The following is a 14,658-nucleotide window of genomic DNA, read 5'->3' as shown; positions in this document are numbered from 1 at the left end:
TTAGCAACCGCCGTCATTAACCACGACTACTGGAGCCGCTGTAATAGGAGCAGTGTTATCGGTTGCCGCAGTAGCTGCGGTGTAGGTAACGGTGCAGTTGGTGCGAATGGTATAGGTGACGGTCGAACCGCCGGTCGCAGCACCACCGCTGGGGGTATAGGAGGTGGTATCAACACCAGCGGCGGAGGTAATGCCTCCTGCAGCAAGAGCTTGCGGGTATCCGTTTACCATCGCGATGGAAGCACCATCCAGATCGACAGCGGCACCCAGTGTGGCTCCTTTCGCCAATTGAGCAGAACGTGCAATCGCGGCCGCGGATTTAAGCGACCCAGCCAGCCCATTAAGTGAAGCCTTGCGTGCATCGCCACCCAGATCGGCAAATCGCGGCAGCGCAAAGGCCGCCAGAATGCCCAGAATCACGATAACCATGATCAGCTCGATCAGGGTGAAGCCGCCTTGTTGCTTTCTCATACTGCCGTATCCTCGCGGGATCAGTTGAAGGTGTTGGTCACTTCGCCGGTATTGGCGTTGTAGGTGATGGAGTCGTCGCCGCCGTCCGCCTGATAGGTGAAGGTACAGACGGTGCCCGCCGCAGTGGTCACATAGTCGACGCTGCCGGCCGCGGTGCCCACGCTCGGGGCCGAGCCCTGCAGCACATTGCGGAACACCTCGTTGCAGGTGTCGCCGCTCATCACGGTGGTGGCCGCCGGGGTACCGCTGGCGCCGGTGCCGATGGGCCAGCCGTTGGCGTTGACGTCGACGCTGTTATTGCCGAAGCCCTGCACGTCGATCTGGCAGTTGCCGCCGGAGCAGCCACTGCTGCCGCCGTTGCGGTTCAGCTCGTATTGCGAGCGTGCCAGCAGCACGGCGGAGGCCAGGGCGCCGGCGGTGCCCTTGACCGCGGCCTCATGCGCATCCTTGGTGGCGCTCATGAAGCGCGGCAGCGCCACCGCGGCGAGGACGCCGAGGATCACGATCACCACCACCAGCTCGATCAGGGTAAAGCCTTTACTACTCTTGCTCATCGGTTTTCCTCTATCAGTCAAAGTCCCAGCGCGGTGAGCTCGGCGGCGGATACCGCCGACAGCTCCAGGGCAAAGCGACCGTGCGTCGATTGTGACGCAGTCGACGGCGCCGCGGGAATCGCCTGCAGCCGCCAGGCATGCACGCCACTCCCCCGCTTCGTCCATCCGTCGGCGAACCTCGGCCGGTACAGCACCCAGGCCTGGTGTGGCAGCCAGTACCAGCAGCCGGCCCGTGGTTCGTCGCCCGCGGCCAGCTCGCCGCAGTAGTTGTCCTGCCGCCAGCGCAGCAGGACGAACGGATTCTTGCTGCGCCAAGCCTCGTCCAGCGCCCGGTCCTTGGCCACTCGCTCGGCCGCCAGGCTACTCAGGCTGGCGGCCAGATGCTGGCGGGTGGCGTCCATGGCCCGCGCCTCGCTGACCCGGGCGATCTTCCAGCCCAGCGCCAGCACCAGGGCCAGCAGCATCGCCAGGCCCAGGCCCCAGCCCAGCTGGCGCGCGCGGCGCACCCAGTAGTCGACCTGGTAGTCTGGGCTCACGCGCCGCCCTTGGCCACCGAGGCCAGCTCCCACATCGGCAGGAACACGCCGAGGGCGAGAATCAGCACCATCACGCCCATGGCCACGATCAGGATCGGCTCGATGGCGTCGGCCAGCTGCTTGAGGTCGTAGTCCACTTCCTGTTCGTAGAAGTCCGCCACCTCGACGAACAGGTCGTCCAGCGCGCCGGTCTCCTCGCCCACCGCCATCATCTGCAGCACCAGCGGGGTGAACAGGCCGCTGGCCGAGGCGGTACGGGTCAGCGCCTCGCCGCGCTCGACACCCTCGCGCATGCCGAGGATGGCCTGGCCGATATGCCGGTTGCCGACGCTGGCGCTGTTGATCGACAGGGTCTGCAGCAGCGGCACGCCGGCCTTGTACATCATGGCGAAGGTGCGGGTGAAACGGGCCAGGGCGATGCGCTCGAAGATGCCGCCGACTATGGGCAGGCGCAGCTTGATGGCGTCCCACTTGAGCGCGCCGGCGTCGCTCGCGCTCCACTTGAAGAAGGCGTACAGGCCGCCGCCGGCCAGCGCCAGCAGCAGCCACCAGAAGTCCTGGAAGAACTGCGAGGTGCCGATCAGCACCTGGGTCGGCCAGGGCAGGTCGGCCTTGAACTGCTCGAACACCTTGGCGAAGGCCGGGATCACCAGCAGGTTGATCACCACCAGCGCCACCGCCATGGCCGCCAGCACGAACAGCGGGTAGCGGGTGGCCTGCTTGATGCGCTTGCGCGTCTCGCGCTCCAGCTCCAGATAGCCGGACAGCTGGCGGAAGGCCTGGTCGAGCTGGCCGGTGTTCTCGCCGACGCTGACCATGCTGACGAACAGGGTGCCGAACACCCTGGGGTGGCCATTGAGCGCCACGGCCATGCTCAGGCCGCCCTCCAGGTCGCTGCGCACATCCTGCAGCACCTCTCGGAAATACAGGTTGCGATGCGACTCGGCCAGACCGCCGATGGCGCGGATGATCGGCACCCCGGCCTTGCTCAGGCTGTACATCTGGCGGCAGAAGATGATCAGTTCGTCGAGGTCGACGCGCTTGCGCCGCAGCTTCTCCCCGAGCGTGGCGAGCAGGTCCGCGCCGTCCTGCTCGGCCTGTTCCTCGATGGTCAGCGGGGTGATCTGCTGCGCCAGCAGTTCGCTGGCCACGCCGTCGCTGCTGCTGCCCTGCAGGGTGCCGGCGACCTTGCCGCCCTGGGCGTCGCGCCCGGTATAGCGGAACTGACTCATGGCCAACGCTCCCCTCTCCCCTCGGGAGAGGGGCTGGGGGTGAGGGTATGGCCGGCGGCGCGGGGATGCGGACTGCTCCAGCCCCGGATTGCATCCGGGCTACAGGCGCGCCCTCTGCCCAAAGAGGGAACAACAGCCCACAGTCCGCTTATCACACCAGCGCCTCGTCGGTGAGGGTGGCGCAGACCTTGAGCACCTCCTCGACGCTGGTCATCCCGGCCAGCGCGTAGTCCAGCGCGCAGGCGGCCAGCGGCCGATAGTGCGCGCTGGCCTTGGCCGCCTCGGCGAAGCCCTGCGGGTCGTTGCGACGCAGGGCGGCGACCATGGCCTCGTCCATTTCCAGCAGCTCGAACACGCCCAGGCGCCCGGAATAGCCGCTGTTGTGGCACTGGTGGCAGCCGCCACCGCGCTTGAAGGCACGCCCGGCCAGCGGGGCGCCGTGCAGGCCCTCCAGCCAGGCCAGCTGCTGCGGCTCGGGCTGGTGCTCCTGCATGCAGTTCTCGCACACCCGCCGCACCAGGCGCTGGGCCAGCACGGCGTTAAGCGAGGTGGCCACCAGGAAGGGCTCGGCGCCCATGTCGATCAGGCGCATGGCCGAGGTCAGGGCGTCGTTGGTGTGCAGGGTGGACAGCACTAGGTGGCCGGTCAAGGCGGCGCGCAGGCCGATCTCGGCGGTCTCCTGGTCGCGCATCTCGCCGATCAGCACTATGTCCGGGTCCTGACGCAGGGCGGCACGCAGCACGCGGGCGAAGGTCAGGTCGATCTTGGCGTTGACCTGCACCTGGTTGATCCGCGGCAGGCGGTACTCGACCGGGTCCTCCACGGTGATGATCTTCTTCTCCGGGCTGTTCAGCTCGGCCAGCCCGGCGTACAGGGTGGTGGTCTTGCCCGAGCCGGTGGGGCCGGTGACCAGCAGCATGCCGTAGGGCCGCTGCAGCAGGCGGCGGAAGCGCGCCAGCATGTCCGCCGGCATGCCGCCGGCGTCCAGGCTGGCGATGCCGGCGCTCTGGTCGAGCAGGCGCATCACCACCGACTCGCCGAACTGCACCGGCATGGTCGACACGCGCACGTCGATGTTGCGGTTCTTCACCCGGATGTTGAAGCGGCCGTCCTGCGGCAGGCGCTTCTCGGAGATGTCCAGGCCGGACATGATCTTCAGGCGCATGACCAGCGCCGAGGCGATGCGCTGCTCCTTCATCACCTGCTCGCTGAGCACGCCGTCGATGCGCTGGCGGATGCGCACCACGCCCTCGTCCGGCTCGATGTGAATGTCCGAGGCCTTCATCTGCACGGCGTCCTCGAACAGGGTCTGCAGCAGGCGCACCACCGGCGCGTCGCTGACGTTGTCGGCGCCCAGCTTGGCCAGGTCGAAGTCGCTGTCCTGCAGCTCGCCTTCCAGCTCGCCGGCGATCGAGGCGATCTCGCTGGTGCGCCGGTAGACCAGATCGAGGGTGGCCAGCAGCTCGGCCTCGCGCACCACCGCCGGCTGCACGCGGGTCTTGAGGATGCGCTCCATCTCGTCCTGGGCGAACAGGTCGAGCGGGTCGGACATGCCGACCAGCAGGCCGCCGCCCTCGCGCGACAGCACGATGGCGCGGAAGCGCCGGGCCATGGCCTCCGGCAGGCTCTGCACCAGCTGCTGGTCGAACTTGAAGTGCTTGAGCTCGATGAAGGGAATCTTCAGCTGCTCGGACAGCGCGGTGAGCAGCCTGACCTCGTTGACGAAGCCCAGGTCGATCACCGTGCGGCCGAGCTTGGAGCCGGTGCGCTTCTGTTCCTGCAGGGCCAGTTGCAGCTGGGCGTCGCTGAGCAGCCCGGCCTGGATCAGCAGGTCGCCCAGGCGGATCTTGCGCTGGCCCTGGCGTATGTCTTCGTTCATCGGCCACCTCCGAGGGCGGCGGCGCGTTCGCTGGCGAACTGCCGCGCGCTGTCATCCAGGCCCGAGCCCTTGAGGGCCAGGCGATAGTGCCGGGCCGCCTCGCCCGGCTGGTCGAGCTGCTCCAGGGCGATGCCCAGGCCTAGCTGCCAGGTGGACTGGCTAGGGCGCAGGGCGATCAGCTGGCGGTACAGGGCGGCGCTCTCGGCCCATTGCCCGGTCTGCTGGTAGCTGGCGGCCAGCAGGGCGTGATAGGTCGGCTCGCGGGCCAGCGCCGGGGCATTGGCCTGCAGGGTCGCCACCGCGCCTCGGGTATCGCCGGCCTGCAGCCGGGCGCGCGCCAGCAGCAGGCGCAACTCGCTGTCGTGCGGCAACTCTTCGAGCTGCGCCGGCAGCCAGCTCAGCAAGCGTTGCTGCTGGCCGTTGGCCAGGTAGGCGCGGGCCAGCCAGCGCAGCACCTCGGGGTCGCCCCCGCGACTGCGCTGCAGCTCTTCCAGCAGGCCGATGGCCCTGGCGTAGTCGCCGCCAGCGACGGCCTGGCGCGCCTGCGCCAGCTCGTCCGGGCGATGGGGCTGAATCCTCACCTGCGGCCGCGGCGCCGGCTCGCTGGCCTTCTCCTCCACCGGAGCCGGGGCATCGGCGGCAGGCACCCGGGCGGTGACCCAGGCCGGCATGGCGGGTTCGCCGCTGGGCTCGCCGGCCGCTTCGGCGGCCGGCAACGGCTCGAACGGCGACGGCGCCTCATCCGCCACGGCCGCTTCGCCCAGCGGCACCTCGACCCACAGCAGCCAGCGGTCGCCCGCCGGCTCCAGGCGGTCGTTGACCTGCAGCGCCCCGGCCAGGCCGACCAGCAACACCTGCACGGCATCGCCCTGGTTCTCGACCCGCCAGGACAGGCTGCGCCCGTCGCGCTGCACGCGGCCGGACTGGGGCTCGCCGGCCATCTGCACGCCGGGCAGGCGCAGGCTGACCGCGCCGCTCTCCTCGGTGCGCTGGTAGGGCGCCGAGCGCTCCAGCAGCAGCTGCAGGGTCAGGCCGCGGGCGTCGTGCTGCGGCAGCACCTCGAGCAGGCGCGGCGGGCTCGCCACGGGTGCGGCGGGCGCCTCGACCGGCTTGCCGGGGAACACGCCGCCCCAGGGGATCTGGCCGTTGACCACCCGCCCGATCATCAGGCCGATCAGCAGGGCGAGCAGCATCACCGCCATGAACCAGATCGAGCCGCGACGCATGCGCTCCAGCCACTCGCGGCGGGCCGCGGCGGCCTCGTCCACCGCGTGCAGGCCCTCCAGGGCCAGGCGCTCGCCGGGCGCAGCGCGGCGCTGCTCCAGATCGCGCAGCATGTCGTTGACCAGGCTCATGGCAGCAGCTCCCGCCACTGGCCGAGCCAGGGCCAAACACCGACCAGCGCCAGCAGCGACAGGCTCACCGCCGCCAGGCCCCAGCCCAGCCAGAGCGGGCGTCGGGCCAGGAAGGGCTGGGCACCCTCGGTGTCCAGCTGGGCGCGGCGCACGTGGCTGGCGTTCACCTGCCGGCGGCCCTCGCCAAAGGCCACCATCAGCGCCTTGTGCGCGAGGATATTGATCAACCGTGGGATGCCGCCACTGCCACGCACCAGGCGGCGGATGGCACGCGGGGCGAACAGCGGCTCGCCGCGGTAGCCGGCCACCGCCAGGCGTTCGTTGAGGTAGCGGGTGCAGTCCTTCACGTCGAGCGGGCGCAAGCGGTAGGAAAAGGTGATGCGCTGGCGCAGCTGGCGGAACTCGTCGCGGGCCAGGGTGGCATCCAGCTCGGGCTGGCCGAACAGCACCACCTGCAGCAGCTTGGCCTGCTCGGTCTCCAGGTTGGTCAGCAGGCGCAGGGCCTCCAGGGTCGCGGTCGGCAGGGCCTGGGCCTCGTCGATCAGCAGCACGGTGCTGCGCCCCTCGGCGGCCAGCTGGATCAGCCGGCCATGCAGAGCATCGAGCACGCCCTGGGCGTCCAGCTCCTCGATATCCTCGATCAGCAGCTCGCGGGCCAGGGCCTGGCGCAGGCCCACCGGGCTCATGCCCGGGTTGGGCAGGTAGGCCAGCTGGTAGCGCTCGCCCTCGAGTTCGTTGAGCAGGGCGCGGCACAGCAGGGTCTTGCCGGTGCCGACCTCGCCGGTCACCTTGATGAAGCCCTCGCCCTCGCCGAGGGCCACCCGCAGCAGGTTGAGGCAGGCCTGATAGGGCGCCAGCTGCACCAGGAAGCCGGTGTTGGGGGTCAGCGCGAAGGGTTTCTCGCGCAGGCCGAAGAAGGCCTCGTACATCACCTTACCTCAGTTCCTTGAAGCTTTCCGCGCTGCGCCGGATCTCGTCGAGCCAGACCTCGTCGCTGACCACCTGCGGGCGCATCAGGATGACCAGCTCGCTCTTCTGCAGGGCCTTGCGCTGCTGCTTGAACAGGTTGCCGACCAGCGGCAGGGTGCTGGCCCAGGGCACTTCGGCATCGGTGTTCTCGTTGTTGTTCTGCAGCAGGCCGCCGATCACCACCACCTGGCCGCTGCGGGCACGCACTATGGAGTCGGACTGGCGCGAGGTGGACAGCGCCAGCGGCAGGTTGAACACGTTGTCCTCGCCCAGGACTATGGTCTTGTTCTGGTCGCGCACGCGGCTCACCGTCGGCCGCACGTGCAGGGTCACCACGTCGTGCTGGTCGATCTGCGGCGTCACGTCCAGCGAGATGCCGGAGAAGAACGGGGTCAGGGTGATGTCCTGGCTCGGCTCGCTGATGCCGGCGGCCGTGGCGGTGGTGCTGGATGACACCTCGGTGACGAAGAACTCGTCGGTGCCGACCTTGATCACCGCCTTCTGGTTGTTCAGCGTGGAGATGCGCGGGCTGGACAGCACGCGCACCTCACCCTGGGTCTGCAACAGCTGGATCAGCCCGCTGAAGTCGCCGAAACTGAGCGCCGTGCTGAAAACGCCGTCGATACCGTTGGGGCCGCTGAGCTCGGCGCCCGCGATGCCGCCGCTGACGTCGCCACCGATCTTCTCCCAGCTGATGCCGGCCTGGAAGCCGTCGTTGAGCTGCACCTCGAGGATCTTGGTCTCCAGTATCACCTGGCGCTGCAGGTTGCGCTGGGCCTGCTCGAGGAAGCGCACCACGTTCTCCTGATCGGCGCTGCTGGCGCGCACCACCAGCAGGCTGGCCTGCGGGTTGACCACCACGCTGTTGCCCTGCTCGTCGCCGACCAGGGCGCGGACCACGCCTTCGACCTCGCGCCAGAAGTCGACCTTGCTGCTGGTCACCACCTTGCTCGCGTTGAGGGTGGTCACCGAGCGGTCGCTGCTGGTGCCGCCGTTGTTCGAGCTGCTGCTGGAGCTGTCGCTGGTCTCCACCTGGCCGGAGCTGACCCGGGTGTCCGACTCGCCCTCGCGCTGCAGGTTGAGGTAGTTGAGGTCGTAGCTGCGGGTCACCAGCTTGTTCGGCAGTATCTGGTAGCCGTAGCTGGTGCGCCGGTAGTCGTAGCCATAGCTGTCGCGCACCGCCGCCAGCACTTCCTCCAGGGTCACCCGGCGCAGGCTGAAAGTGATGTTGCCGCTCACCTCGGGGTGCACCACCAGGTTCTGCCCGGCGCCGTCCATCAGGCTGAGGAAGAAATCGCTTGCCGGCATGTCCTTGGCCGACACATCGAAGCGCGGTCCGCTGGCGAAGCCGGCGGCGCCGGTCAGCGGCGGCAGCAGGGCCGCCTGCACGGCCGGCGGCGGCGTCACCTTGGCACTGCTCTGGGCCTGCTGCAGGCTCTCGTCGAGCAGCTTGCCGCTCTGCTCGTAGAGCTGCTGATCGCCATCGATGAAGGTCTGGCAGGCGCTGAGCAGGCAGGCCAGGCCCAGCAGCAGGCCTTGTTTCGGCAGGTTCGGAGTCATCGGCATCATCGGCTCGGCTTCACAACGGGTTCGGTCAGGCGCAGCAGTTCCTGCCGCCCCTGGCGTTCGATCAATACGGAATGCGGGTGGATGGCCAACACGCGCAGGCCGGCGTGTTGCTCGCCGACGCGCAGGCTGTGGCCGTCGATCACCGCGCGGCTGCCCTGGGCGCCGCGCAGGATGGCCTGCAGGTTGTGGCTGGCCGGCGCCTCGCCGGCGCCGGCCGGCGGCAGCAGGTCGGCCGGCGGCTGGGTCGGATCGACCGCGGCCTGCGCCAGGGCGCTGGCCAGGCAGAGGCCGAGGAGCAAGGTTCTAGACACCGACCCATCCCGCCTTGCGGCTCAAGGTGAAGAGTTTCAGGCGAATCTGCGCCCGCGCGGGCCCCGCTTCGCCAACCCGGTAATCGAGGCTGTCCCAGTTCAGCCGCCAGCCGCTGCCCTGCACCGCCTGCAGGTAGTTGAGCAGATCGAAGTAGCCGCCTTCCAGCTGCAGCTCCAGGCCGTGCCGATAGAGGGTCACCGGTGCCTCGGCGAGCGGCTTGGCGGCGGCATCGCTCGGCTTGTCGGCCTGCAGCTCGACCGCCTCGCTAAAGCTGCGCATGCCGACCAGGCCGAGCCCCTGCTGGTCGCTCAGCAGGCTCTGCAGCACCGCCTTCATCTGTTCCGGGCTGACCAGTTCGGCGGTGCCGCTGTCGATCCGCTCGAGCAGCTCGTCGCGACTGCTGGCGGCGGCCAGCAGGGCGCTGCGGTAGGGAATGTTGGGGTCGGCGGCCAGCCTGGCCTGCAGCTCGGCCAGGCCGCTGTCGGCCTCGGCGACGCGGCCCTCGGCCAGCTTGATGGCGGCCTGCTGGCGCGCCAGGCGCGCGCCCAGCGGGTCGCCGAGCAACAGCAGGTAGAGCATGCCGAGCAGGGCCAGGCCGGCTCCGTAGGTCAGCCATTGCTCGCGCGGCGCCATGCCGAGCCAGCGGCGCAGCCAGTCATTCATCGGCCTTCTCCTGTTCGGCGGGGCGCGAGGACAGGTCGAACGCGAGCAGCCGATCCTCGCCACGCTCGACATCCAGGCGGGCGAACTGGCGACCCTTGAACTGCGGGCTGCGGCCCAGAGCCTCGAGGTATTGCGGTAGCAGTTCGCGACTCTGACTGCGCCCCTGCAGGCGCAACTGGCTGCCACCCTCGCTCAGGTGAATGGCAGTGAGCCACAGACGGCCCTGCGGGTGATGCTCGGCCAGGGCGGAGAGCGGCGCGACGAAGCCGCCGCGCTGCTGCCCGGCCAGGGCATCGAGGTAGTCGATCAGGCGCTGCAGCTGGCGATTGGCCGCCTCGCGCTCGGCCAGCTCGGCGGGCAGGCGCGCGTCCAGCTGCGGCTCGACGAAGCCGGCCTGGGCCGCCGCCAGGTGGGTCTCCCGCGCCTGGGCCTGCGCCTCGGCCCGGGCCAGGTCCTGCGCGCCGCGGTGCAGCTGCCAACCCAGCCAGGCGCCATGCAACAGGCACAGCGCCAAGAGCAGGCCGAGGCCGAGCAGCATCTGCGCCGGCCGCGGGCCCGCGCGACGCGCTCGCCTGACCTGATAGAGGTTGATGTTCTGCATCAGGGCGCCTCCTGACGCAGGGCCGCGCCGACGGCCGCCATGCAGTAGGCCTGCTCGGCCCGGCTCAGCTCGGCGCTGGCCTGGCCTGGAAACAGCTCGGGCAGCCCCAGCTCCTGCAACTGCACCGCCAGCCCGGCGCCCAGCGCCTGCAGGAGCGCCTCGCCGTCGCGCTTGGCCGGCAGCAGCAGCAGGCGATTGATATAGCCCTTGCCCAGCTGGCTCTCGAAATAGTCCAGCGAGCGCTGGATCTCCAGGGTCACCCCCGCGTAGTCGCTAGCGGCCCGGTCCAGGCCCTGCTCGATGCGCCGCGCCATGTACAGGTCGGCGCCGTTCTGCACGCAGATCAACCCCTCGCTGGAGCGCAGGCGCAGCAGGGCGACGTTCATGCCCTCGGCGCCGGCCAGCAGGCCGAGGTTGCGGAAGGCCATCTCGGTGACATCGATACTCTGCAACTGCAGGCCGGCCTGCTCGTGCAGATCGCGCCAGGCGCGCATGCGCGCCTTGCTCAACACGGCGCAATAGGCCATGCGCGAACGGCCGCGATAGGCATCGCCGGGCAGGCAGAAGGCATCCACCACCACCTGCTCGAGCGGCTCGGCGATCAGGTCCTTGACCCGCCAGCGCATGGCGTCGCGCAACTCCTCGGCGGGCACCTCGGGGGCATCGAGCAGGAGCATCTGATAGGTGGCCGGGTGCAGCACCAGGTTGACCGGCATGCCGGCCAGGCCATGCTCGCTCACCAGGCTCTTGAGCAGGGCCGGCTGCGCGGCCGGGGCGGCCTCGCGGAACAGGCAGTCGAGCAGGCGCGGCGCCTCGCCGGGCACGCGCTGCACCCGTGCCAGGGCTATGCCTTCCGGACCGGTTTCGATGCCCAGCAGGCCGTCCGCGTTTTTTCTATTTTTTCTAGCGAACCACATCGGCTGCCAACTCCCCTGCCCTGCCGCCTCTTCTCGGGCGGTTTGCGGCGGGCTCCATGTAGAATGCCGGGTAACGCCCCGACCGAGCCCGCTCCATGTTTCATGTTGTTCTATTTCAGCCGGAGATACCACCGAATACCGGCAATATCATCCGCCTGTGCGCCAACACCGGCTGCCACCTGCACCTGATCGAACCGCTGGGCTTCGAACTGGACGACAAGCGCCTGCGCCGCGCCGGCCTGGATTATCACGAATACGCGACATTGAAACGCCATCACTCGCTGGATGACTGTATCACAGCCGTTCAGCCCGACAGAATATTGGCGTTCACCACCAAGGCCAGCCACAGCTACGCCCAGGTCGCCTACCGCGAGGGCGATATGCTCCTGTTCGGCCCCGAGAGCCGTGGCCTGCCGGCCGAGGTGCTGGCCCGCTTCCCCGACGAGCAGCGCCTGCGCATGCCGATGCGCCCGCAGTGTCGCAGCCTCAACCTGTCCAACGCGGTGGCCGTGGTGGTCTACGAGGGCTGGCGCCAGCTGGATTTCGCCGGCGCATAAAAAAACCGCCTCGCGGCGGTTTCTTCACTGCGGCGCGCCTCAGGCCTCGGCGGTCTGCTGCTGGCGCTGCAGCTCCTGCGCGTACAGGGCATCGAAGTTCACCGGCGACAGCATCAGCGCCGGGAAGGAGCCGCGGATCACCAGGTTGTCCAGCGCCTCGCGAGCATAGGGGAACAGGATGTTCGGGCAGAAGGCGCCGAGAGTGTGGCTCATGGAGGCGGCGTCCAGACCCTTGATCAGGAAGATGCCGGCCTGCTGCACTTCGGCGATGAAGGCGATCTCCTCGCCGGTCTTCACGGTCACGGACAGGGTCAGCACCACCTCGTGGAAGTCGCCTTCCAGCTGCTTCTGCCTGGTGTTGAGGTCCAGGCCCACGCTCGGCGCCCACTCCTGACGGAAGATCTCCGGGCTCTTCGGCGCCTCGAAGGACAGGTCCTTCACATAGATGCGCTGCAGGGAGAATTGCGGCCCTTCGTTGCTCTGGGCGGCGCCGTTGTTCGCTTGTTCGGTCATGGCGGTTCTTCTTATCCAGGGGTTTCTGAGAGGGTTCAGGCGCTCAGCAGCGCGTCGAGCCGGCCGGCGCGCTCCAGGGCATAGAGATCGTCGCAGCCGCCGACATGAGTGGCGCCTATCCAGATCTGCGGCACCGAGGTGCGCCCGGCCTTGCGGGTCATCTCGGCACGGACTTGCGGCTGGCCGTCCACGCTGATCTCGCGAAAGGCCACGCCCTTGGCGCTGAGCAGCTGCTTGGCGCGGATGCAGTAGGGGCACCAGGCGCTGGAGTAGACGAGCACCTCGGGCATGTCACTTGACCACGGGCAGGTTGTCGCCGCGCCAGCTGGCGATGCCGCCGGCCAGCTTGGCGGCGGTGTAGCCGGCCTTCTTCAGGTCGCGGGCGACGCTGCCGGCATGCTGGCCCATGGCGTCGACCACTATGATGGTCTTGGCCTTGTGCTTCTCCAGTTCGGCCAGGCGGCTGGCCAGCTTGTCGAAGGGGATGTTCAGCGCGTCGACGATGTGGCCGGCGGAGAAGTCCTTGTGATTGCGCACATCCAGCACCAGGCCCTGGTCGCTGTTGACCAGCGCGGTCAGCTGAGCGCTCGTCAGGCTCTGGCCGCCCTTGCGCAGCTCGGTGACGATCAGCAGCACCAGCAGCACGGCAAAAGTGCCGCTCAAGGCATAGTGATTAGTGGCGAATTCAATCAGTTGGGCCAGCATCGCGAGGTTCCAAAGCCTTAAAATGGCGGCCAGTATACACAGCCCCACAGGTCGGCCAAGCCCCGCCCGGCGGTGACGCCAAGGCCTATCGCCGGTAAAATGCGCGACCTTTTTGATCACCCATAGCGAGCCGGCTTTACATGAGCGCCACGCCCAAACCCCTGGTCCTGATCATCCTCGACGGCTTCGGCCACAGCGACAGCCCCGAGTACAACGCCATCCACGCGGCCAGCACCCCGGTCTACGACCAGCTGCGCGCCACCTATCCGCACGGCCTGATCTCAGGCAGCGGCATGGACGTGGGCCTGCCGGACGGGCAGATGGGCAACTCGGAAGTGGGCCACATGAACCTCGGCGCCGGCCGTGTGGTGTACCAGGACTTCACCCGGGTGACCAAGGCGATCCGCGACGGCGAGTTCTTCGACAATGTCGAGATCACCCGGGCGGTGGACAAGGCGGTTGGCGCCGGCAAGGCCGTGCATATCCTCGGCCTGCTCTCCGACGGCGGCGTGCACAGCCATCAGGACCATCTGGTGGCCATGGCCGAACTGGCCGCCCGCCGCGGCGCCGAGAAGATCTACCTGCACGCATTCCTCGACGGCCGCGACACTCCGCCGAAGAGCGCGCAGCCGTCCATCGAGCTGCTCGACACCACTTTCGCCAGGCTCGGCAAGGGCCGCATCGCCAGCCTCACCGGGCGCTACTTCGCCATGGACCGCGACAACCGCTGGGACCGCGTCGAGCAGGCCTACCACCTGATCGTCGAGGGTCAGGGCGAGTTCAATGCCGCCAGCGCCGTTGAAGGGCTGAGCGCCGCCTACGCACGCGGCGAGAGCGACGAGTTCGTCAAGGCCACCACCATAGGCCAACCGGTCAAGGTCGAGGACGGCGACGCCGTGGTGTTCATGAACTTCCGCGCCGATCGCGCACGGGAACTCACGCGAGCCTTTGTCGAGGCCGAGTTCAAGGAGTTCGAGCGCCAGCGCGTGCCGCAGCTGGCCGGCTTCGTCATGCTGACCCAGTACGCCGCCAGCATCCCGGCGCCCAGCGCGTTCAAACCGGAGGCGCTGACCAACGTGCTCGGCGAATACCTGGCCAAGCACGGCAAGACCCAGCTGCGCATCGCCGAGACCGAGAAGTACGCCCACGTCACCTTCTTCTTCTCCGGCGGCCGCGAGGAGCCCTTCGCCGGCGAAGAGCGCATCCTGATCCCCTCGCCCGACGTCGCCACCTACGACCTCAAGCCGGAGATGAGCGCGCCGGAAGTCACCGACAAGATCGTCGAGGCCATCGAACAGCAGCGCTATGACGTGATAGTGGTCAACTACGCCAATGGCGACATGGTCGGCCATACCGGCGTGTTCGAAGCCGCGGTCAAGGCCGTGGAGACCCTCGACGGCTGCATGGGCCGCATCGTCGCGGCGCTGGACAAGGTCGGCGGCGAAGCGCTGATCACCGCCGACCACGGCAATGTCGAGCAGATGGAGGACGAGTGCACCGGCCAGGCGCACACCGCCCACACCTGCGAGCCGGTGCCCTTCATCTATGTCGGTAAACGCCCGGCGCGCATCCGCGCCGGCGGCGTGCTGGCCGACGTGGCGCCGACCCTGCTGACCCTGATGGGCCTGCCGGTGCCGGCAGAGATGACCGGCAAGACCATAGTCGAACTGCAATAGCTGCAAGCCGCAAGCCGCAAGCCGCAAGCCGCAAGCCGCAAGCCGCAAGCCGCAAGCCGCAAGCTCGATCAGTGTGGCCCCGCGCTACAAACCACATCGAGCTTTTCTCCTTGTGGCTTGCCGCTTGTAGCTTGTCGCCGCTTTTTAGG

The 14,658-nt window shown here is 68.5% G+C and carries 17 protein-coding genes; 2 read left to right on the top strand and 15 right to left on the bottom strand.

The annotated features are described in order from the left end of the window. From AAFN46_RS15605 to AAFN46_RS15550, 12 genes are all read right to left on the bottom strand, one after another. Entirely contained in the window at positions 1-471 is a 471-nt protein-coding gene (locus tag AAFN46_RS15605) for a prepilin-type N-terminal cleavage/methylation domain-containing protein (protein WP_347809613.1), read from the bottom strand. 20 nt (positions 472-491) lie between these two features. Beyond that, positions 492-1,025, bottom strand: coding sequence for a prepilin-type N-terminal cleavage/methylation domain-containing protein (locus tag AAFN46_RS15600; protein ID WP_347809612.1), 534 nt, complete (start codon positions 1,023-1,025; stop codon positions 492-494). 17 nt (positions 1,026-1,042) lie between these two features. Next, a complete protein-coding gene (locus tag AAFN46_RS15595; RefSeq protein ID WP_347809611.1) occupies positions 1,043-1,561 on the bottom strand; it encodes a hypothetical protein in 519 nt (172 codons plus the stop codon). Further along, positions 1,558-2,793: a type II secretion system F family protein gene (locus AAFN46_RS15590; protein ID WP_347809610.1), complete on the bottom strand. Its 1,236-nt coding sequence runs from the start codon at positions 2,791-2,793 to the stop codon at positions 1,558-1,560. Before AAFN46_RS15590 ends, AAFN46_RS15595 begins: the two co-directional genes overlap by 4 nt. A 151-nt stretch (positions 2,794-2,944) precedes the next feature. Beyond that, positions 2,945-4,672 carry a GspE/PulE family protein gene (locus AAFN46_RS15585; protein ID WP_347809609.1) on the bottom strand — a complete coding sequence of 576 codons (1,728 nt, stop codon included), beginning with the start codon at positions 4,670-4,672 and terminating at the stop codon, positions 2,945-2,947. Next, a complete protein-coding gene (locus tag AAFN46_RS15580) occupies positions 4,669-6,027 on the bottom strand; it encodes a tetratricopeptide repeat protein (RefSeq protein WP_347809608.1) in 1,359 nt (452 codons plus the stop codon). Before AAFN46_RS15580 ends, AAFN46_RS15585 begins: the two co-directional genes overlap by 4 nt. Beyond that, the gene (locus AAFN46_RS15575; RefSeq protein WP_347809607.1) at positions 6,024-6,956 is read right to left on the bottom strand and encodes an AAA family ATPase; all 933 of its coding nucleotides are present in this window, start codon (positions 6,954-6,956) and stop codon (positions 6,024-6,026) included. The genes AAFN46_RS15580 and AAFN46_RS15575 overlap by 4 nt, the downstream gene beginning before the upstream one ends. A gap of 4 nt (positions 6,957-6,960) precedes the next feature. Next, positions 6,961-8,556, bottom strand: a complete 1,596-nt coding sequence (locus tag AAFN46_RS15570) for a secretin N-terminal domain-containing protein (RefSeq protein WP_347809606.1) — start codon at positions 8,554-8,556, stop codon at positions 6,961-6,963. Between the two features lie 5 nt (positions 8,557-8,561). Next, positions 8,562-8,876, bottom strand: a complete 315-nt coding sequence (locus tag AAFN46_RS15565; protein ID WP_347809605.1) for a Type II secretory pathway component — start codon at positions 8,874-8,876, stop codon at positions 8,562-8,564. After that, positions 8,869-9,540 carry an MSHA biogenesis protein MshJ gene (locus AAFN46_RS15560; protein ID WP_347809604.1) on the bottom strand — a complete coding sequence of 224 codons (672 nt, stop codon included), beginning with the start codon at positions 9,538-9,540 and terminating at the stop codon, positions 8,869-8,871. The genes AAFN46_RS15565 and AAFN46_RS15560 overlap by 8 nt, the downstream gene beginning before the upstream one ends. Then, positions 9,533-10,141 (bottom strand): PilN domain-containing protein, encoded by a 609-nt coding sequence (locus tag AAFN46_RS15555; RefSeq protein ID WP_347809603.1) that lies wholly within the window; start codon positions 10,139-10,141, stop codon positions 9,533-9,535. The genes AAFN46_RS15560 and AAFN46_RS15555 overlap by 8 nt, the downstream gene beginning before the upstream one ends. Next, positions 10,141-11,058 (bottom strand): MSHA biogenesis protein MshI, encoded by a 918-nt coding sequence (locus AAFN46_RS15550; protein ID WP_347809602.1) that lies wholly within the window; start codon positions 11,056-11,058, stop codon positions 10,141-10,143. Before AAFN46_RS15550 ends, AAFN46_RS15555 begins: the two co-directional genes overlap by 1 nt. 95 nt (positions 11,059-11,153) lie before the next feature. Between AAFN46_RS15550 and trmL the strand changes: the two genes are divergently transcribed. Further along, a complete protein-coding gene (trmL, locus tag AAFN46_RS15545; protein ID WP_347809601.1) occupies positions 11,154-11,615 on the top strand; it encodes a tRNA (uridine(34)/cytosine(34)/5-carboxymethylaminomethyluridine(34)-2'-O)-methyltransferase TrmL in 462 nt (153 codons plus the stop codon). A 39-nt stretch (positions 11,616-11,654) separates the two neighbouring features. Here trmL and secB read toward each other — a convergent pair whose 3' ends face one another. Genes secB through AAFN46_RS15530 form a run of 3 tightly spaced genes read right to left on the bottom strand, consistent with a single transcriptional unit; the run spans position 11,655 to position 12,833 of the window. Further along, a complete protein-coding gene (gene secB / locus AAFN46_RS15540) occupies positions 11,655-12,128 on the bottom strand; it encodes a protein-export chaperone SecB (RefSeq protein WP_347809600.1) in 474 nt (157 codons plus the stop codon). Positions 12,129-12,163: 35 nt separating this feature from the next. Then, positions 12,164-12,418, bottom strand: a complete 255-nt coding sequence (grxC, locus tag AAFN46_RS15535) for a glutaredoxin 3 (protein WP_347809599.1) — start codon at positions 12,416-12,418, stop codon at positions 12,164-12,166. Position 12,419: 1 nt separating this feature from the next. Then, positions 12,420-12,833 (bottom strand): rhodanese-like domain-containing protein, encoded by a 414-nt coding sequence (locus AAFN46_RS15530; RefSeq protein WP_347809598.1) that lies wholly within the window; start codon positions 12,831-12,833, stop codon positions 12,420-12,422. Positions 12,834-12,973: 140 nt separating this feature from the next. On the opposite strand from AAFN46_RS15530, the gene gpmI reads away from it, so the two are divergent. After that, positions 12,974-14,509 (top strand): 2,3-bisphosphoglycerate-independent phosphoglycerate mutase, encoded by a 1,536-nt coding sequence (gpmI, locus tag AAFN46_RS15525; protein WP_347809597.1) that lies wholly within the window; start codon positions 12,974-12,976, stop codon positions 14,507-14,509. Positions 14,510-14,658: the final 149 nt, after the last annotated feature.

This window comes from Pseudomonas sp. CAU 1711 (assembly GCF_039888625.1).
Taxonomy (GTDB): Bacteria; Pseudomonadota; Gammaproteobacteria; order Pseudomonadales; family Pseudomonadaceae; genus Aquipseudomonas.
This window is presented reverse-complemented; position numbering and strand designations above follow the sequence as displayed.